The organism is Planosporangium spinosum (assembly GCF_049999945.1).
GTDB classification, from domain to species: Bacteria; Actinomycetota; Actinomycetes; order Mycobacteriales; family Micromonosporaceae; genus Planosporangium; species Planosporangium spinosum.
Genome location: NZ_JBLYUB010000001.1, coordinates 1 through 18,908, shown reverse-complemented (window position 1 = coordinate 18,908; position 18,908 = coordinate 1). Strand labels below are relative to the sequence as shown.

Sequence of the window (18,908 nt, the reverse complement as noted above, 5' to 3'; positions counted from 1 at the left end):
CCGCTCCGGGAACGGTGGAGACGAGGGAGGGGCGATGGACCGCACACCGGCACAGGCCTCGATCGTCGTCGGGCTCGGCGGGTACCCGCACGACCGGAACGTGCTGACCGCGGCGCTGCGCCAGGCCGCGTACAGCGGGGCGCGCCTGCACGTCGTGCGCGCGCTGGGCCTGTTCGGCGTGCTGGAGGACACGGAGCCCGAGGTGCCCCTGCGCGAGCAGCCGGCGGCGGGCACGGCCGACGCGGTCGCCGTCCGGCGGCGGGTGCAGTGGCAGGTCGAACAGGTCGCCGCCGTCGTCGCCCCGGGCGTCGAGGTCGACTACGAGGTCCGCCGCGGCGACCCGGCCACGAACCTGCTGGCCGCCGCCGCGGACGGCGGCACGATGATCGTCCTCGGTACCCGCAACGACGATTCGATGCCGGCGCTCATGCTCGGCAAGGTCAGCCAGGACGTCGCGGTCCACGCCGACTGCCTGGTGCTGCTGGTACCCCCGCCGGAACGGCCCCGGCGGGGGTGACGGCCGGGCCGCACGGTCACTCCTTGACGGTCTGGCCCTTGCCGATGACCACGATGCCGTTGTCGGAGACCGTGAACCGGCTGCGGTCGCGCTCCAGGTCGACACCGATCTCGAAACCCTCGGGGATCACGACGTTCTTGTCGATGATCGCGTTGCGGATCACGGCGTGCCGGCCCACGTCGACCCCCTCCATCAACACCGCCCCCTCGACGTGCGCCCAGGAGTGCACGTGCACGTTCGGGGACACGATCGAGTTCTCCACCAGCGAGCCGGAGATGACCGCGCCGGGGGACACCATGGAGCCGATTGCCCGCCCCAGCCGCTCCTGCCAGCCGTGCACGAACTTCGCCGGCGGCCAGGGCCGGTTCTCGGTGTAGATGGGCCACTCGTAGTTGTAAAGGTTGAACACCGGATGGATCGCGATCAGATCCATGTGCGCGTCGTAGAAGGAGTCCAGCGTCCCCACGTCCCGCCAGTAGCCCCGGTCCCGGTCGGTGCTGCCGGGCACATGGTTGTCGCGGAAGTCGTACACGTTGGCGTCGCCGCGCTCCACGAACATCGGGATGATGTTGCCGCCCATGTCGTGCTTGCTGCTGAGATCCTGGGCGTCCCGGGTGAGCGCGTCGATCAACGCCTGCCGGGTGAAGACGTAGTTGCCCATGGACGCGTAGACCTTGTCGGGGGAGTCGGGCAGCCCCTGGGCGTCCGTGGGCTTCTCGCGGAACGCCCGGATCCGCCGGCCGTCGGAGGCCACGTCGATGACGCCGAGCTGGTCGGCCATCGACAGCGGCTGGCGGATCGCCGCCACGGTGACTCCGGCGCCGGAGGCGATGTGCGCCTCGAGCATCTGCCGCGGGTCCATCCGATAGATGTGGTCGGCGCCGAACACGATCACGTAGTCCGGGCACTCGTCGTAGATGAGGTTGAGGTTCTGGTAGATCGCGTCGGCGGAGCCGGCGAACCAGCGCGGCCCGAGCCGTTGCTGCGCGGGTACCGGGGTGACGTAGTTGCCCAGCAGGTTCGACATCCGCCAGGTCCGGGTGATGTGCCGGTCCAGCGAGTGGGACTTGTACTGGGTGAGCACGACGATCTGCAGGTAGCCGCCGTTCACGAGGTTGGACAGCGCGAAATCGACCATGCGGTAGATGCCGCCGAACGGTACGGCGGGCTTCGCCCGGTCTGCGGTCAGCGGCATCAGACGCTTGCCTTCGCCGCCGGCGAGGACGATAGCGAGGACTTTCGCAGCCATACGTCCGACGTTAACGATCAAAGTGGCCGGGCACCAGCCGACAGGGACGGTTGTCAGGCTATGGTGCGGTGGTGACCGACACATCAGCGCGGGCCGGCCGGCTACGGGTGGATCTCCTGACCCGGGAGTACCCGCCGGAGGTCTACGGCGGCGCCGGCGTCCACGTCGAGTACCTCGCCCGCGAGCTGCGTCGCCTCGCCGATCTGCGGGTGCACTGCTTCGGTGCCCCCCGCCACGAGGGCGGCGTCACGGCGTACGTCGATCCGCCCGGCCTGGCCGGCGCCAACCCGGCGCTGCGCACGATGGGCGTCGACCTGGAGATGGCGGCCGGGTGCGCCGGCGCCGACGTCGTGCACAGTCACACCTGGTACGCCAACCTCGGCGGGCACGTGGCCAAGCTGCTGTACGGGGTGCCGCACGTGGTCACCACGCACAGTCTGGAGCCGCTGCGGCCGTGGAAGGCCGAGCAGCTCGGCGGCGGGTACGCGCTGTCGTCGTGGGTCGAACGCACCGCGATCGAGGCCGCCGACGCGGTGATCGCCGTGTCCGAGGGCATGAAGCGCGACGTGCTGGCCGCCTACCCGGCGGTGGACCCGGGAAAGGTCCGCGTCGTGCACAACGGCATCGACACGCAGGAGTACTCCCCGGACCGGGCCACCGACGTGCTGGAGCGGCTCGGGATCGACCCGGGCAAGCCCAGCGTGGTCTACGTCGGCCGGATCACCCGCCAGAAGGGCCTGCCGTACCTGCTGCGCGCGGCGCGGTCGCTGCCCCCGGACGCGCAGCTGGTCCTGCTGGCCGGCGCCCCCGACACGCCTGAGATCCTCGCCGAGGTGGAGCAGCTCGTCGCCGAGCTGCGCGGACGGCGCGAGGGCGTGGTCTGGGTACAGGCGATGCTGCCCAAGGACGAGGTCATCGGAGTCCTCACGCACGCCACCGTGTTCGTCTGCCCGTCGATCTACGAGCCGATGGGCATCGTCAATCTGGAGGCGATGGCGTGCGAGACCGCCGTCGTGGCCACCGCGACCGGCGGTATCCCGGAGGTGGTCTCCGACGGCGTCACCGGGCTGCTGGTCGCGATAGAACAGGCCGCCGACGGCACCCCGGTGCACCCGGAGGACTTCGTCGCCGGGCTGGCCGAGGCGATCAACCGGCTGCTCGCCGACCCGGAGCGGGCCGCCGAGATGGGGCGGGCCGGCCGCCGCCGGGCCGTCGAGCACTTCTCCTGGGCGTCCATCGCCGAGCGGACCATGGAGGTGTATCGCTCGGTCGTCAACCGCTGACGGCTATTCGGCGGGGCGCAGCCACAGCGCGCCGAGCGGCGGCAGCCGCAGCGACGCCGAGGCCGGCAGGTTGTGCCACGGTACGGCCTCCGCCTCGACCCGGCCGAGGTTGCCCACCCCGGATCCGCCGTACACGTCGGCGTCGGTGTTGACGACCTCCGCCCAGGAGCCCGCGCGGGGCAGCCCGATGCGGTAGCCCTCGTGCGGCGCCGCCGCGAAGTTGACCACGCATACCAGCGGCGACCCGTCCGGGGCGAGCCGCACGAACGAGAACACGTTGTTCGCCGAGTCCTCCGCGCTGATCCAGCGGAACCCGGTGGGGCTGGTGTCCTGTGTCCACAGTGCCGGCGTGGCGCGGTAGACGGTGTTGAGGTCGCGGACCAACCGCTGAATGCCGGCGCGGGCGGGGTCGTCGAGCAGGCCCCAGTCCAGCCCCCGCTCCTCGCTCCACTCCCGGTCGTCGCCGAGTTCGGAACCCATGAACAGCAGTTGCTTGCCGGGGTGCGCCCACATGAAGGCCAGCAGGGCGCGGGTGTTGGCCAGCTTCTGCCACAGGTCGCCGGGCATCTTGCCGACCAGCGACCCCTTCCCGTGCACCACCTCGTCGTGGCTGATCGGCAGGACGTAGTTCTCGCTCCAGGCGTAGACGGTCGAGAACGTCATCTGGTGGTGGTGCCACTGCCGGTGGACCGGGTCCTTGGCCAGGTACGACAGGGTGTCGTTCATCCAGCCCATGTTCCACTTGAGCCCGAACCCCAGCCCCTGCAGGTGGGTCGGCCGGGTCACGCCCGGCCAGGCGGTGGACTCCTCGGCGATCGTCGTGACGCCGGGGTGGTGCTTGTACACGGTCGCGTTCATCTCCTGGAGGAACTCGATCGCGTCGAGGTTCTCCCGGCCGCCGAACCTGTTGGGTACCCACTGGCCGGAATCCCGGGAGTAGTCCAGGTAGAGCATCGAGGCGACGGCGTCCACCCGCAGCCCGTCGACGTGGAACTCCTCGCACCAGTACAGCGCGTTGGCGACCAGGAAGTTGCGCACCTCCCGGCGGCCGAAGTCGAAGATGTAGGTGCCCCAGTCCGGGTGCTCGCCGCGGCGCGGGTCGGCGTGCTCGTACAGCGGGGTGCCGTCGAACCGGGCCAGGGCCCACTCGTCCTTGGGGAAGTGCGCCGGCACCCAGTCGACGATGACCCCGATACCGGCGGCGTGCAGCCGGTCGACCAGGTACCGGAACTCGTCGGGGTCGCCGAAGCGGGCGGTGGGCGCGTAGTAGCCGGTGACCTGGTAGCCCCAGGAGCCGCCGAAGGGGTGCTCCATCACCGGCAGGAACTCGACGTGGGTGAAGCCCATCCCGGTGACGTAGTCGGCGAGCTGGTCGGCCAACTCGGGGTAGGACAGCCCCGGCCGCCACGAGCCCAGGTGCACCTCGTAGATGCTCATCGGTTCCTGGTGCAGGTGGCTCTTCGCCCGCCTGGCGAGCCAGTCTGCGTCCTTCCACTCATAGTCGGAGGACCAGATGACTGACGCGGTGCGCGGCGGCACCTCGGTGCGCTGGGCCAGCGGGTCGGCCTTCTCCCGCCAGCCGCCGTCAGGCCCCAGGATGCGGTACTTGTACCGCTGTCCGACCGCTGCCTCCGGTACGAAGATCTCCCAGACGCCGCTGCCGCCCATGGACCGCATCGGCCAGCCGTCGTCCGGGCCCCAGCCGGTGAAATCGCCGACCACGCGGACCCCGCGGGCGTTCGGCGCCCACACCGCGAACGCGACACCTCCGTCCTTCGGGTGCGCGCCGAGCACCTCCCACAGGCGCTCGTGCCGGCCCTCGCCGATCAGGTGCAGGTCGAGGTCGCCGAGGGTGGGAGGGTACCGGTACGGGTCGTCGTGGGCGACGCCGTCGACCTCGACCCGGTAGTCCGGCACCCAGCCCGGCACGGTGGCCTCGAAGACCCCCGCGCGGTGGCATCGCCTCATCGGGTGCCGCGTGACGCCGTCCGCGGTGTCCACGACCAGTTCGACGACGGTGGCGCCGCGCCGCAACGTGCGGATCACGGTGTGGTCGTCGGTCGGGTGCGCGCCGAGCACGGCGTGCGGGTCGGGCGTCTCACCGCTGATCAGCTGGTCCATTCCACGTCCTTCACGGGGCGGCCGGGTGTGGGTGGCGCGGCGCCGGTGCCGTCGCCCCGACGATCCGCTCGATCGACTGCAACGGTATCCGCAGCCACGCCGGCCGGTGACGGGCCTCGTAGGCAACCTCGTACACGGCCTTATCGAGCTCGTACGCGCACAGCAGATCGGCGTGGTCGCGTGGATCGGAGCCGGCCGCGGCGGCGTACCCGTCGCAGAACGCCGTCCGGTTGCGTTCGATCCACTCCCGCGCCCGGTGTGCCAGCTGCGCGTTGTCCGGCTCCTCGACCAGCATCTGGTAGGCGGCGTACTCGTAGGAGCGCAGCATCCCGGCGACGTCGCGCAGCGGGGAGTCGGGGCGGCGGCGCTGCTCGAGCGGCACGCCCGGCTCGCCCTCGAAGTCGATCAGCAGCCAGGCCTGCGGGGTGCGCAGGACCTGCCCCAGGTGCAGGTCGCCGTGGATGCGCTGCACGGCGACGTCCCGGTCGCCCAGCTCGCGGAACGTGGTGGCGATCGCGTGCACGTACGGGGTCAGCTCCGGCACCGTGCCGGCCGCGTCGGTGAGCCGTTCGATCATGCTGTCGGTCGGCGGGGGAGCGGTGCCGCTGCCCAGCTCCTTGGCGAGCGTGCGGTGCACCGTGGCGACCGCCTCGCCCAGGCGGTAGGACTCGGCCGCGAAGTCGCCACCGACCTCGTCGGCGTGCAGGTCGCCCTCCGCGAACAGGTCGCGGGTACTGGCGGTGGCCATCGCCCAGCCGTCGGCGGAGTTCTCGGCGTACTCGGTCACCATGCCGAGCGACACCGGTTGCCCCCCGGCGTCGACGGTCTCGATCGCGCCCAGCAGCCGGGCCACGTGCGGGCAGTCGGCGCGCGCGAGGGCACGGTTGAGCTCTAGGTCGGGGTTGATCCCGGACGACACCCGGCGGAACGCCTTGAGGATCGCCGAGGTGTCGTAGACGACGCTGGTGTTGGTCTGCTCGGCCTCGGCCACCCGGGCCGGCGCGTCCAGCGGCAACTGCGCGCCCGGCTCTCCGACGAAGCGCAGGTCGTCCACGACCGCGTCCACGGCGATCATGGCCAGCAGCCGGCGGGCGCTGGCATCGTCGTAGAGCGCGTCGTAGGCGGTCCGGTCGCTGTGCACGCCGATCGTCGCCACCTGGGTGAACTCGACCGGCGGTATCCGGTCCCAGCCCACGAACACCTGGTAGCGCTCGGTTGCGCCGTCGGTGTACGACACGTCGAGCAGGACGTGGTCGAGGTCGCCGTGCAGCGGCGTCACCGCGGCCGGCCGCACGCCGGCGAGTGTCCGGTTGCGTCCGGCGTACCAGCGTTGACGCTGGAGCCAGTCGGCGTAGGGGAGGGCCGTGGTGGCCTGGGTCGCGGTCTCCTCGGGGGGAGTCATTCGTTCTCCTCCGGGCGGCAGAGTTGGAACCAGTAGAAGCCGTGCCCGGGCAGCGTCAACAGGTACGGAAGCTGTCCGATCGGCGGGAACGGCACCCGCCCGGTCAGCTCGATCGGCCGGTACCCGGCCCAGTGCTGCAGGTTCAGCTCGAGGGGCTGCGGGAAGCGGGACAGGTTGTTGACGCACAGCACCACGTCGTCGTCGTGCTGGCGCAGGAACGCGAGCACCGTCGGGTTGGAGCCACCAAGGTCGTGGAACGTGCCGACGGCGAACGCTTCGTGGCGGCGGCGTACCGCCAGCATGGTGCGGGTCCAGTTGAGCACCGAGGTGGAGCTGTCCCGCTGGGCCTCGACGTTGACGGCCTGGTGGCCGTAGAGCGGGTCCTGGTTGATCGGCAGGTACAGCCGGCCGGGGTTGGCCCGGGAGAACCCGGCGTTGCGGTCGGGCGTCCACTGCATCGGGGTGCGTACGCCGTCGCGGTCGCCGAGCCAGATGTTGTCACCCATGCCGATCTCGTCGCCGTAGTACAGCACCGGCGATCCGGGCAGCGACAGCAGCAGCGCGGTGAACAGCTCGATCTGGTTGCGGTCGTTCTCCAGCAGGGGTGCCAGCCGCCGGCGGATACCGACGTTGGCCTTCATCCGCGGGTCCTTGGCGTACTCGGAGTACATGTAGTCGCGCTCTTCGTCGGTGACCATCTCCAGCGTCAGCTCGTCGTGGTTGCGCAGGAAGATGCCCCACTGGCAGTTCTCCGGGATCGCCGGCGTCTGGGCCAGGATCTCCGAGATCGGGAAGCGCGACTCCCGGCGGACGGCCATGAAGATGCGCGGCATCAGCGGGAAGTGGAACGCCATGTGGCACTCGTCGCCGCCGCCTGTCGGGTCGCCGAAGTACTCGACCACGTCGGCCGGCCACTGGTTCGCCTCGGCGAGCAGCACCCGGCCCGGGTACTCGTCGTCGATGACCTTCCGGCAGTGCTTGAGGAACTCGTGCGTGGCCGGCAGGTTCTCGCAGTTGGTCCCCTCGGCCTCGAACAGGTACGGGACCGCGTCGAGGCGGAACCCGTCGATGCCCAGGTCGAGCCAGAACCGCAGGACGTTGAGCATCTCCTGCTGGACGGCCGGGTTGTCGTAGTTGAGGTCGGGCTGGTGGGAGAAGAACCGGTGCCAGTAGAACTGGCGGCGTACCGGGTCGAAGGTCCAGTTGGACTCCTCGGTGTCGACGAAGATCACCCGGGCGTCCCGGTACTGGTCGTCGGTGTCGCTCCACACGTAGTAGTCGCCGTACGGGCCGGTCGGGTCGCGGCGTGACTCCTGGAACCACGGGTGGGAGTCGGAGGTGTGGTTCATGACCAGGTCGGTGATCACCCGGATGCCGCGCCGGTGCGCGGCGTCCAGCAGCGCCACGAAGTCATCGACGGTGCCGAACTCCGGCAGCACCTTGTAGAAGTCGCGGATGTCGTAGCCGCCGTCGCGCAGCGGCGAGTCGTAGAACGGCGGCAGCCAGACGCAGTCGACGCCGAGCCACTGCAGGTAGTCCAGGCGGTCGATCAGGCCGCGCAGGTCGCCCAGGCCGTCGGCGTTGGAGTCGTAGAAGGCGCGGACCAGCACCTCGTAGAAGACCGCCCGCTGGAACCAGGTCGGGTCGGTGGGCAGGATCCTGGCCTGGCCGAAGTCACTGGCGGTGGGATGCTCCACCATTCCGTCGGAGGCGACGTGGCTTCCTTCAGTCGAATCGGTGGGCTGCGACGTCGCTTCCATATGGTTTTACCTACCCGCTGTGCTCGGCGCGTTAAACGTGGACGCCCACGACGCGTGGGACGGGGATACCCACGCGTGTGGGGTCGATACCCACGAGGCGCGACGCCCTAACGTGATCCACTACACCCGCCGGTGCACCGTGAAGATGTGCGCCGGCTGGAGGTACGGGTCGAGCCGGACCGCGTTGTGCTGCCCCCAGTCGTACTCGGTGCCGGTCAGCTCGTCACGGACGGTGAACCGCTCCGGCCAGTCCAGGCCGAGAGCGGGCATGTCGAGGGTGGTGTTGCCCCACTGCACGTTGGCGGCGTCGAAGCTGCACAGGACCAGCACCGTGTTGCCGGAGTCCGGGTCGCGCTTGGACCAGCAGAGCATGGCCTCGGTGTCGATGTCGTGGAAGTGCAGGTTACGCAGCCAGTGCAGGGCGGGGTTGGCCCGGCGGATCTCGTTGAGCCGCGCGATGAACGGGGCCAACGACCGGCCTGAGGCCTCGGCGCCGGCCCAGTCCCGCGGCCGCAGCTGGTACTTCTCGTTGTCCAGGTACTCCTCGGCGCCCGGGCGCGCCACGTGCTCGAACAGCTCGTAGCCGGCGTACATGCCCCACGACGGTGACAGCATGCTGGCCAGGATCGCCCGGATCTTGAACATCGGCGGGCCGCCGTGCTGGAGGGTCTCGTGCAGGATGTCCGGGGTGTTGGGCCAGAAGTTCGGCCGCATGTGGTCGGCGGACGCGACCAGCTCCTCGCAGTACTCCCGCATCTCCCGCGCCGTCGTGCGCCACGTGAAGTAGGTGTACGACTGGGTGAAGCCGATCTTGCCCAGGCCGTGCATGACGGCCGGCCGGGTGAACGCCTCGGCCAGGAACAGCACGTCCGGATCGGTCTCCTTGACCGTCCAGATCAGCCAGTGCCAGAAGTCGAACGGCTTGGTGTGCGGATTGTCGACCCGGAAGATCTTGACGCCCTGCTTGACCCAGTGCCGCACCACCCGCAGCACCTCCGCGCGGATGGCTTGCGGGTCGTTGTCGAAGTTGAGCGGGTAGATGTCCTGGTACTTTTTCGGCGGGTTCTCCGCGTACGCGATCGTCCCGTCCGGCTTGGTGGTGAACCACTCCGGATGCGCGGTGACCCACGGGTGGTCGGGCGCCGTCTGCAACGCCAGGTCCATCGCCACCTCCAGGCCGACCTTGCCGGCGGCCTTGACGAACCGGCGGAAGTCGGCGAGCGTGCCCAGCTCCGGGTGGATCGCGTCGTGGCCGCCCTCTCCCGAGCCGATGGCCCACGGCGAGCCCACGTCGCCCTCGTCGGCGGTCAGGGCGTTGTTGCGGCCCTTGCGGTTGACCCGGCCGATCGGGTGGATCGGCGGCAGGTAGAGCACGTCGAAGCCCATCTTCGCGACGCCGGCCAGCCGCTCGGTGGCGGTCGCGAACGTGCCGTGGCGCACCGGACGGCCGGCCTCGTCCACCACCGCGCCCTCCGAGCGCGGGAAGAACTCGTACCACGACGAGAACAGCGCCCGCTGCCGGTCGGCCCAGATCCGGTACGGGTCGCTCGCGGTGACCAGGTCCCGCACCGGGTACTGCCAGAGCAGGTCGGCCAGGCCCAGCGCGGGGGAGACCCGCTCGTACAGCGACGGGGTGCCGTCGCGCAGCGCCGCCACCGCCTCCAGGACCTGCGTCTGCGACTCGGCAGGTACGAGCTTCGCGGCCCGCTCCAGGATGTCGGCGCCCTCGGCGAGGTCGTTGGCGAGGTCCTCGACGCCCTGGCCTGCGTCGATCTTCTTGAGGACCGAGTCGCGCCAGTACAGGTACGGGTCGCCCCACGCCTCGACGGTGAAGGTCCAGTCACCGACCGCGTCGGGGCGGATCGTCGCGTGCCACCGGTCGGTGCCGTCGTTCGTCGGCGTCATCCGGGTGAACGGGCCTTCCTGCCCGTCCGGGCCACGCCAGACGACGTTGCACCCCAGCGCCTGGTGGCCCTCGCGGTACGCCCGGGCCGACAACGGCACCAACTCGCCCACGACCGCCTTGGCGGGGTAGCGCCCGCACGCCACGGACGGTGTGACGTCCTCGATCAAAAACCGACCGGTCATGATTGTTACGTTAGTCAGCCAGGAACGAATCGGCGCGGCCGGAGGCGGAATCGTCTTGGTCACGTTCGATTCGCCCAGATCTTGGGAACGTGACCCCTGCGATTGTCCAGATCCCGGCCGAGGAGGCCCCGCCCATGTCGCTGCACCCCCGTGCCGGCCAGCGCCCCGAGCCGGCCGACCTCGTCGACGTACCCCGGCTCATCACGGCGTACTACGCCGAGCATCCCGACCCGGCCGAACCCGCCCAGCAGGTGGCGTTCGGCACCTCCGGCCACCGCGGATCGAGCCTCAAGGCGGCCTTCAACGAAGACCACATCGTCGCGATCAGCCAGGCGATCTGTGAGTACCGCGCCGCGCAGGGCACCGACGGGCCACTGTTCCTCGGCCGCGACACCCACGCGCTGAGTGAGCCGGCGACCGTCAGCGCGCTGGAGGTCTTCGCCGCCAACGGGGTGGACGTGCTCGTCGACCGCGCCGGCGGGTACACGCCCACGCCCGCGGTGTCGCACGCGATCCTCACGTGGAACCGGGGCCGGACGTCCGGCCTGGCCGACGGGGTCGTCGTCACGCCGTCGCACAACCCGCCCGCCGACGGAGGCTTCAAGTACAACCCGCCGCACGGCGGGCCGGCCGACACCGACGCCACCCGTTGGATCCAGGACCGGGCCAACGTGCTGATCGCCGACGGCCTCAAGGGGGTCCGGCGGATCCCGTACGCCCGGGCCCGGACCGCCGACACCACGCGAGGCTACGACTTCCTCGGCCGCTACGTCGACGACCTGCCGTCGGTGGTCGACCTCGACGCGATCCGGTCGGCCGGCGTCCGCATCGGCGCCGACCCGCTCGGCGGCGCCAGCGTGGCGTACTGGGCGGAGATCGCCTCCCGGCACCGGCTCGACCTGACCGTCGTCAACCCGGAGGTCGACCCGACGTTCCGGTTCATGACCCGGGACTGGGACGGCAAGATCCGCATGGACTGCTCGTCGCCGTACGCGATGGCGTCGCTGATCGACCGGCGTTCGGAGTACCAGGTGGCGACCGGAAACGATGCCGACGCCGACCGGCACGGCATCGTCACCCCGGACGGCGGCCTGATGAACCCCAATCACTACCTGGCCGTCGCCATCGACTACCTGTACCGCAACCGCGCCGACTGGCCCGCCGGCGCCGCGGTCGGCAAGACCCTGGTCTCCTCGTCCATGATCGACCGGGTGGCCGCCGACCTCGGCCGGCCGCTGCTGGAGGTGCCGGTCGGGTTCAAGTGGTTCGTGCCCGGACTGCTGGACGGGGCGGTCGCGTTCGGTGGCGAGGAGAGCGCCGGTGCGTCGTTCCTGCGCCGGGACGCCCGTGTCTGGACCACCGACAAGGATGGCATCATCCTGGCCCTGCTCGCCTCCGAGATCATCGCGGTCACCGGGCGTACGCCCAGCGAGCACTACACCGGCCTGGTGGGACGCTTCGGCGACCCGGCGTACGCCCGGATCGACGCCCCGGCGACCAGGGAGGAGAAGGCGGTGCTCGGCCGGTTGTCACCGGACCAGGTGAGCGCGACGACCCTGGCCGGCGAGCCGATCACCGCGACGCTGACGACCGCCCCGGGCAACGGCGCGGCCATCGGCGGGTTGAAGGTCGCCACCGAATCGGGGTGGTTCGCCGCGCGCCCGTCGGGCACCGAGGACGTGTACAAGATCTACGCCGAGTCGTTCCGGGGCCCCGAGCACCTGGCGCGGATCCAGGAGGAGGCCCGCGACCTCGTGTCGGCGGCCCTGCGCGCGGCGTGACTTCCTCTCCCGTGAACCTCGGTGCGGCGGGCAGCGGGTCAGCGGTCCGGGCGGCGCAGCGTACTGAGCGCTTCCCGGGTCAGGTCGGCCGTCGCGGGCAGCGCCTGGACGATCCGCTGGGCGATCTGCGCGACCACCCTCTCCGCGTCGTCCTCGGTCTTCGCGCAGGTCACCGCGTCCTTCACGGTCTGGTCGGTGGCCACCTTCGCGGCTTCATCCTGCGCCGAGTCCTTGACGTTCTTCACCGCGTCGGCCACCAGTTGCAGGGTGACGCCGTCCTTGCCGAACGCCAGGGACGAGGGCCGCAGGTCGAGCAGGCCCATTCCGGTCATGATGACCCCGACCACGAACATGCCGCCGACGCCGACCGAGTTGACAGCCCGGCCGGCCAGCGTCGCCCAGAACGTCAGCACGCACGCCGCGACGATCAGCACGATCCCCAGCAGCGCTCCCACCACCCGACCGATACTCATGCCGGCCTCCTCGCCCGTGTCGGGCGTCGATTATCGGCGATCGATGGGGAGGGCGCGGTCGGCTTAAGGTGACGATCAGGTGACGGATTGGCGACAGTCCACCACCGGAGCGGTCACCGGCCCGCCGCGGGGCACCGTGATCATGAAGACTTCGTGGGGTCATGGGGGAAGGATCGAGCCGCGCATGCGACTGTTGATGAACGACCTGGGCGCCACGATCGAGGCCGGACCGGGCGAGCCGCTGGACCGGGCCGCGCTGTCGCGCCTGTACGCCTATCCGGCCGGTGCGGGCGACCGCCCCTGGGTACGCGCGAACTTCGTGTCGACCCTCGACGGCGCGGTGGCCGGTGCCGACGGCAGGACGGGATCGATCAACACGGGCGCCGACCACGAGGTGTTCACGCTGCTGCGGGCCCTCGCCGACGTCATCGTGGTAGGGGCCGGCACCGCGCGGGTCGAGGGCTACCGCCGGCCGGTGGCCGCCGAGCGGTGGCGGGGGCTGGGGCTGCGGCGTGGCCGGCCCGACCATCCGGCGCTGGTCGTCGTCAGCCGGTCCGCGGTCCTGCCCGAGACGCTGTACGAGACCAGCGGCGAGTCCGGCGAGGTCCTGCTGGCGACCTGCGCGGCGGCGGGGACCGACGCGATCCGGCGGGCCGCGCGGCACCTGGGCGCCGACCGCGTCATCGTCCAGGGCGGCCCGGGTGTGGACGTCGCCGCCGCGCTCGACGACCTGGCCGGCCAGGGGCTGACACGGATCCTGTGTGAGGGCGGCCCCCGGCTGCTCCACGACGTCGTCGCCGCGGACCGGCTCGACGAGCTGTGCCTGACGGTCACACCGGAGATGGTCGCCGGGACCCAGCCCCGGATCCTGGTGGGCCCGGATCTGCGCGCACCGCTGGTGCCGCGCCTGCTGATCGAATCCGACGGGACGCTGCTGGGCCGGTGGATCCGGCCCGGCGAGAGTACGTCCTGACGCTTTCACCACCATCGCCGTCGACAGGAGACACCGTGCACCTCGCCCGCGCCGATGATCTCGTCCTGACCGTCCGGGACGGCGGCGCCGTCCCGCCCGCCGATGACCCGGCCCACCGGTACCTGTTCGCCGTACACGCGCTGGACACCGACGATCTCGGCCTGGACACCGGCGCCAGCGCCGGACAGGCCGGGTTCGCGCTCACCGCGCACACGCTGGCCCGCGGGGTACTGCGCCCGACGTACCGCCGGGGCTGACGGGACGCCGCGTCACTACGGCGCGCCGGCTCCGACCTTGCTGTTCTCCTCGTCGTTCACCCTGCGCAGGACGGTACGCGCGAGAACCTGCTGGAGCGTGGTGGTGCGCTGGGACCGGCCCCGGCCGATGAAGCTGACGAACCAGTGCAGCACGGCGGTGACCCGGTTCTTGAAGCCGACCAGGTACAGCAGGTGGACGGCGAGCCAGAGCAGCCAGCCGATGAACCCGGACAGGCGCATCTTGCCGATGCTGGCGACGGCCGAGAACCGGGAGATCGTCGCCATGCTGCCCTTGTCGAAGTAGTGGAAGGGCTGCCCGGTGGGCTTGCCGTGCAGCCGGCGGATGATCTGGCCCGCGGCGTGCTGTCCACTCTGGATGGCGACCTGCGCCACACCGGGCAGCCGGTTGAGGCTCATCATGTCGCCGACGACGAACACCTCCGGGTGCCCGGGCAGCGAGCAGTTCGGTTCGACCATGACCCGGCCGGCGCGGTCGGTCTCCGCGCCGGATGCCCGGGCCAGCATCGGGCCGAGCGGGGACGCGGCGACACCGGCGGCCCAGATCTTGGTCATGGCCTCGATGCGGCGGCGGTTACCGGCCGAGTCGACGACCTCGATACCGGTTTCGTCGACGCCGACCACGGTGGTCCGCAGTTCGACCTCGATGCCGAGGCGGTGGAGCTGGCGCAGCGCCCGGGTGGACAGGTGGTCGCCGAACGAGGGCAGGACCGCCGGCGCGCCGTCCAGCAGCAGGATCCGCGCCTTGCGCGGATCGATGTGGCGGAAGTCCCTGGTCAGGGTGCGGTGGGCCAGCTCGGCGATCTGCCCGGCCATCTCCACGCCGGTGGGGCCGGCGCCCACCACGACGAAGGTCATCCAGCGCTCGATGGCGGCCGGGTCGGTCTCCAGCTCGGCCAGCTCGAACGCGCCGAAGATCCGTCCGCGCAGCTCCAGGGCGTCGTCGATGCTCTTCATGCCGGGGGCGTGCTCGGCGAACTCGTCGTGGCCGAAGTACGACTGGGTGGCGCCGGCGGCGACGATCAGGCTGTCGTAGCCGACGGTGTAGGTGGTACCGGGGGCGGTGGCGGTGACGGTACGGGCGTTGAGGTCGACGTCGATGACCTCGCCGAGCAGTACCCGTGCGTTGTGCTGGCGGCGCAGGATCTCGCGGGTCGCGGGGGCGATCTCGCCCTCGGACAGGATGCCGGTGGCGACCTGGTACAGCAGGGGCTGGAACAGGTGGTGGCTGGTCCGTGCGATGATCGTCACATCGACGTTCTCCCGGCGCAGCTTCTTGGCCGAGAAGAGCCCACCGAAGCCCGAACCGATGACCAGCACACGGTGGCGCTGTTCGTGGTGGCCGTCACCGACCCGTGCCGTCATGTCGTCCATCGCTGTTCTCCTGTCTGCACTCAGACCGATACCACCGGGTTACCCCGTACGCCGGTGTTCCATGAATGTCCGGTGGGTGACATCACCGTGGCTCGGGACGGCGGTGACCTGCCACCGCGCCGGACAGCGGTGATGGGTCGTGGGTGGATGGCGGGCGGGGTGGCATGACGACCGCGGCGGTGACCGCGACCGACGGTGGGTATGGATCGGGACTTGTCGACGTCTTCGTCGGCCCGGTCCGCGACCGCGCGATCACCTGTGTACTCCCGCGCCCGCCGGGTCGACCGTTGCCGGATCTCCCGACACGCTGGGACGGTGTACCCGCGGCGGCGGTGCCAACTATGGCACACAGCATCCGTTCGGCCCCTTGACGGCCGCGGGGATGTGGGCGCGCACACAGCCCGCCTTTCCGTACCGGCTCTCATGATCATGGAGTGTTCGTGGGGCCGTGGCCCGCCACGTCTCCGGGATCCTGGAACAGCGGGGCGACGGGCTGCGCGCGGACCGGCGGTGTGTGAGCCTGGAGTGGATGCGGCCCCGGATCTCACACCCGATCTTCGCTCGGGTCTTCGAGCGGCTCGCCGTGCGGCTGGACGCCGCCGGCGGGGCGGCGCACCGGCATCGACTGGTGGCCGGCCTGTCCGGTCGGGTGATCGAGGTGGGTGCCGGCAGTGGCCGCAACTTCGCCCACTACCCGCCGGAGGTCAGCGCGGTACTGGCGGTGGAGCCGGAGCCCCGGCTACGGGCCGCCGCCCGGCGCGCCGCCGCTGCCGCGCCGGTACCGGTCACCGTGGTCGACGGCGTGGCCGACGACCTCCCGGCGGCCGACGCGACGTTCGACGCGGCAGTGTTCTCCCTGGTGTTGTGTTCGGTACCCGACCAGCTGGCGGCCCTCGCGGAGACGCGTCGGGTGCTCCGCCCGGGTGGGCGGCTCCGGTTCTACGAACACGTCGCCGCCGAGCGTCCGGGGGCACTGCGCCGGGTGCAGCGGTTCGTCGACGCCACCATCTGGCCGGCGCTGTGCGGAGGCTGCCACACCAGCCGGGACACGGTGGCGGCGATCCACGCCGCCGGGTTCGTGATCACCGAGGTGGACCGGTTCCGGTTCCCGGACCTGCCGGTGGCGCTCGCCGCCGCGCCGCACGTGCTCGGCAGCGCCACCCGGCCGGCCGGCGGATAGCGGGGCGGCGCCGGAATCAGCGGTCCGTTGCGATTCAGGTGGCGGAGGTGGGCGCCGTGCCGGAGGCGGGTCCGGTGGCGGAAGCGGGTCCGGTGCCGGAGGTGGGTCCGGTGCCGGAGGCGGTCGCGCCGACCGCACGGACGAACGCCGACGCGAGGGGGCCTAGCCGGCCGGGCAGCCAGATGGCGCGCAGGTCGCGCCGCAGGTCCAGGCCGGCCACCGGGACCTCGACGAGGTGTCCGGCGGCCAGGTCGGCGGCCACGGTCAGGCGGCTTAGCACGGTGGCGCCGACCCCGGCACGGACGGCGGCCTTGAGCGCCTCGGTGGAGCTGAGCACGCCGAGCGGCGGCGCCGGGGCCAGGCCGGCCGTGGCGACGGCCCGTTCATAGGTGCGCCGGGTACCCGATGCCGGCTCCCGGAGCAGGAGCGGCGTACCCGCCAGCGTCGCGGCCGGCAGGGCGGTGGGCAGGCCGGCCCAGGGATGGCTCGGGGCGACGATCACGACCAGCTCGTCGTGGCCCACCCGGCGTACCCGCAGCCCGGTGGCGTCGAGGGGGCCTTCGACGAAGCCGACGTCGGCCTCGTGGGCGCGCACCCGGGCGACGGCCTCCTCGGAGTTGACCACCGACAGGGCGACGGTCAGGTCTCCGGCCCGGGGCAGCCGGGCCGGCAGCAGGTACTCGGCGATGGTGTAGCTGGCGGCGACGCGTACCTCGTGGCGTTCGGCCGCGGCCAGGGCGGCGGCCTCGGCGGCCACGGCGTCGAGGGCGGTCAGGGCCTGCCGGGCCAGTACCACCAGGCGTTGGGCGGCGGCGGTCGGCCGCGAGCCCTGCGGCGTACGGACCAGCAGGGCGAGCCCGAGGCGGCGCTCCAACCGGTGGAGCGCCTCGCTGGCCGAGGGCTGGGCGACCCGGGCGGCCCGGGCGGCCGCCGACACGCTGCCGGTGTCGACAGTGTCGACCAGCAGCCGTAGCGCGGTCACGTCGGAGCTGGACATACGCGGTGGTGCCATAGGAGAACCCTATGTCGCGATATAGATCGAACCGGTACCGGGTGCGCCGGGGTGCGCCGAGACTGGACCGGTGACGCGATCATTGACCCGGGTGCCGGCCGTCGTGGGCGTCCGGCGGCCTCCGGCCCCGCCCCTCCTGCCCGGTCTGGCCCTGTCCGGCGTGATCGGCGCCGCCGCCACCGGCCTGGGGCGGCTGGCGCCGGTCGTGGGCGCCCCGGTGCTCGCGATCGTGCTCGCGACCCTGGTCGCGCCGATCGCCCGGCGCGCCGGCTGGCGGGTAGCGGCCGGTTGCCGGGCGGCCGGCCGGTACGTGTTGCAGGGCGCGATCGTGCTGTCCGGTACCGGCCTGTCGGTGGCCTCGGTGCTGCGCGTCGGCGCATCGTCGGTACCCGTCATGCTCGGTACGCTCGCCGCGTGCGCCGGCATGGCCTGGCTGGCCGGCCGGCTGCTGCACGTCGACGGCGACCTGCGCACCCTGATCGCCGCCGGTACCGGCATCTGCGGCGCCTCGGCGATCGGGGCGGTGGCGCCGGTCATCGCCGCGAGCGAGGCCGCCGTCGGGTACGCGATGTCGACGATCTTCGTGTTCAATGTCGTCGCCGTGCTCGCCTTTCCCGCGCTCGGGCACCTGCTCGGCCTCGACGCCCACCACTTCGGCCTGTGGGTCGGCACCGCCGTCAACGACACCTCGAGCGTGACCGCCGCCGGGTACGCGTACGGCCGGGCGGCGGGCGACCATGCGGTCGTCGTCAAGCTCTGCCGGGCACTGATGATCATCCCGCTGGTCCTGGCCGTGGCGGCGGGACGCGCGTCGACGGCCGGGGCCGTGCCGACGCCCGGGGCCGCGCCGGCGCCCGGGGCCGCGCCGGCGGCGGACCGGCCGCGGATCCCTGGTCTGGTGCCGGCGTTCCTGCCACTGTTCCTGCTGGCCGCGGTGGCCAACAGTGCGGGACTGGTGCCGCGCGGCGCGCATCCGGCGCTCTCCGGACTGGCCGGCCTGGGGATCGCGGTCGCGATGGCCGGAGTCGGCCTGGGCATCCACCCGGCCGACCTGCGCCGCGTCGGTCCGCGCCCGCTGTTGTTCGGAGCCGTCCTGTCGGTCACCGTCGCCGGGACCGGGCTGGGCCTACAGGCACTGGTGAGCCGGTGACGGACCTACCGGCACCGCCGGTCGGGTGACTCCGCCCCGGTGTCGTCTCGGGGTCGCGGCCACACCGCCTGGGCGCCAGAACCACACCGCCCCGTTGTCAGGACCACACCGCCCCGTTGTCAGGACCACACCGCCCCGTTGCCTGAAGTTCCCCCCGGGATGTGGACACCGGGTTATGCCGCGATCTGCTGGACGGTAGTGGATCCGAGACGTTGTTCGTAGTCGGCGGGACTGAGGTAGCCGAGCGCGGAGTGGCGCCGGCGGTGGTTG

15 protein-coding genes are annotated in these 18,908 nt (G+C 71.6%); 7 read left to right on the top strand and 8 right to left on the bottom strand.

Features of this window, described 5'->3' with window-relative positions; translation table 11 throughout:
• Positions 1-34: 34 nt before the first annotated feature.
• On the top strand, positions 35-517 hold the full coding sequence (locus ACNTMW_RS00075) for a universal stress protein (protein WP_426631197.1): 483 nt from the start codon (positions 35-37) through the stop codon (positions 515-517).
• Positions 518-533: 16 nt separating this feature from the next.
• Here ACNTMW_RS00075 and glgC read toward each other — a convergent pair whose 3' ends face one another.
• Positions 534-1,766 (bottom strand): glucose-1-phosphate adenylyltransferase, encoded by a 1,233-nt coding sequence (gene glgC / locus ACNTMW_RS00070; RefSeq protein ID WP_426631196.1) that lies wholly within the window; start codon positions 1,764-1,766, stop codon positions 534-536.
• Between the two features lie 71 nt (positions 1,767-1,837).
• On the opposite strand from glgC, the gene glgA reads away from it, so the two are divergent.
• Entirely contained in the window at positions 1,838-3,049 is a 1,212-nt protein-coding gene (glgA, locus tag ACNTMW_RS00065) for a glycogen synthase (protein WP_426631195.1), read from the top strand.
• A 3-nt stretch (positions 3,050-3,052) separates the two neighbouring features.
• Here glgA and glgB read toward each other — a convergent pair whose 3' ends face one another.
• From glgB to ACNTMW_RS00045, 4 genes are all read right to left on the bottom strand, one after another.
• The gene (gene glgB, locus ACNTMW_RS00060) at positions 3,053-5,170 is read right to left on the bottom strand and encodes a 1,4-alpha-glucan branching protein GlgB (RefSeq protein ID WP_426631194.1); all 2,118 of its coding nucleotides are present in this window, start codon (positions 5,168-5,170) and stop codon (positions 3,053-3,055) included.
• Positions 5,171-5,180: 10 nt separating this feature from the next.
• Complete coding sequence (locus ACNTMW_RS00055; RefSeq protein WP_426631192.1) at positions 5,181-6,572, bottom strand: maltokinase N-terminal cap-like domain-containing protein; 1,392 nt, start codon at positions 6,570-6,572, stop codon at positions 5,181-5,183.
• Positions 6,569-8,272 (bottom strand): maltose alpha-D-glucosyltransferase, encoded by a 1,704-nt coding sequence (gene treS / locus ACNTMW_RS00050; protein WP_426631191.1) that lies wholly within the window; start codon positions 8,270-8,272, stop codon positions 6,569-6,571. The genes ACNTMW_RS00055 and treS overlap by 4 nt, the downstream gene beginning before the upstream one ends.
• A 180-nt stretch (positions 8,273-8,452) precedes the next feature.
• Positions 8,453-10,420 (bottom strand): alpha-1,4-glucan--maltose-1-phosphate maltosyltransferase, encoded by a 1,968-nt coding sequence (locus ACNTMW_RS00045; protein WP_426631190.1) that lies wholly within the window; start codon positions 10,418-10,420, stop codon positions 8,453-8,455.
• A gap of 134 nt (positions 10,421-10,554) precedes the next feature.
• Between ACNTMW_RS00045 and pgm the strand changes: the two genes are divergently transcribed.
• On the top strand, positions 10,555-12,201 hold the full coding sequence (gene pgm, locus ACNTMW_RS00040) for a phosphoglucomutase (alpha-D-glucose-1,6-bisphosphate-dependent) (RefSeq protein WP_426631710.1): 1,647 nt from the start codon (positions 10,555-10,557) through the stop codon (positions 12,199-12,201).
• Between the two features lie 38 nt (positions 12,202-12,239).
• Here pgm and ACNTMW_RS00035 read toward each other — a convergent pair whose 3' ends face one another.
• Positions 12,240-12,674: a hypothetical protein gene (locus ACNTMW_RS00035; RefSeq protein WP_426631189.1), complete on the bottom strand. Its 435-nt coding sequence runs from the start codon at positions 12,672-12,674 to the stop codon at positions 12,240-12,242.
• Positions 12,675-12,858: 184 nt separating this feature from the next.
• On the opposite strand from ACNTMW_RS00035, the gene ACNTMW_RS00030 reads away from it, so the two are divergent.
• Both ACNTMW_RS00030 and ACNTMW_RS00025 read left to right on the top strand, forming a co-directional pair.
• Positions 12,859-13,647 carry a pyrimidine reductase family protein gene (locus tag ACNTMW_RS00030; protein WP_426631188.1) on the top strand — a complete coding sequence of 263 codons (789 nt, stop codon included), beginning with the start codon at positions 12,859-12,861 and terminating at the stop codon, positions 13,645-13,647.
• Between the two features lie 35 nt (positions 13,648-13,682).
• Complete coding sequence (locus tag ACNTMW_RS00025) at positions 13,683-13,904, top strand: hypothetical protein (RefSeq protein ID WP_426631187.1); 222 nt, start codon at positions 13,683-13,685, stop codon at positions 13,902-13,904.
• Positions 13,905-13,919: 15 nt separating this feature from the next.
• Here the strand turns inward: ACNTMW_RS00025 and ACNTMW_RS00020 are convergent, their stop codons facing one another.
• Complete coding sequence (locus tag ACNTMW_RS00020; RefSeq protein WP_426631186.1) at positions 13,920-15,296, bottom strand: NAD(P)/FAD-dependent oxidoreductase; 1,377 nt, start codon at positions 15,294-15,296, stop codon at positions 13,920-13,922.
• A gap of 448 nt (positions 15,297-15,744) precedes the next feature.
• On the opposite strand from ACNTMW_RS00020, the gene ACNTMW_RS00015 reads away from it, so the two are divergent.
• Positions 15,745-16,476, top strand: a complete 732-nt coding sequence (locus ACNTMW_RS00015; protein WP_426631185.1) for a class I SAM-dependent methyltransferase — start codon at positions 15,745-15,747, stop codon at positions 16,474-16,476.
• A gap of 34 nt (positions 16,477-16,510) precedes the next feature.
• On the opposite strand, the gene ACNTMW_RS00010 is transcribed toward ACNTMW_RS00015, so the two are convergent.
• Positions 16,511-17,488: a LysR family transcriptional regulator gene (locus ACNTMW_RS00010; protein WP_426631184.1), complete on the bottom strand. Its 978-nt coding sequence runs from the start codon at positions 17,486-17,488 to the stop codon at positions 16,511-16,513.
• A gap of 70 nt (positions 17,489-17,558) precedes the next feature.
• On the opposite strand from ACNTMW_RS00010, the gene ACNTMW_RS00005 reads away from it, so the two are divergent.
• The gene (locus ACNTMW_RS00005) at positions 17,559-18,638 is read left to right on the top strand and encodes a YeiH family protein (RefSeq protein WP_426631183.1); all 1,080 of its coding nucleotides are present in this window, start codon (positions 17,559-17,561) and stop codon (positions 18,636-18,638) included.
• Positions 18,639-18,908: the final 270 nt, after the last annotated feature.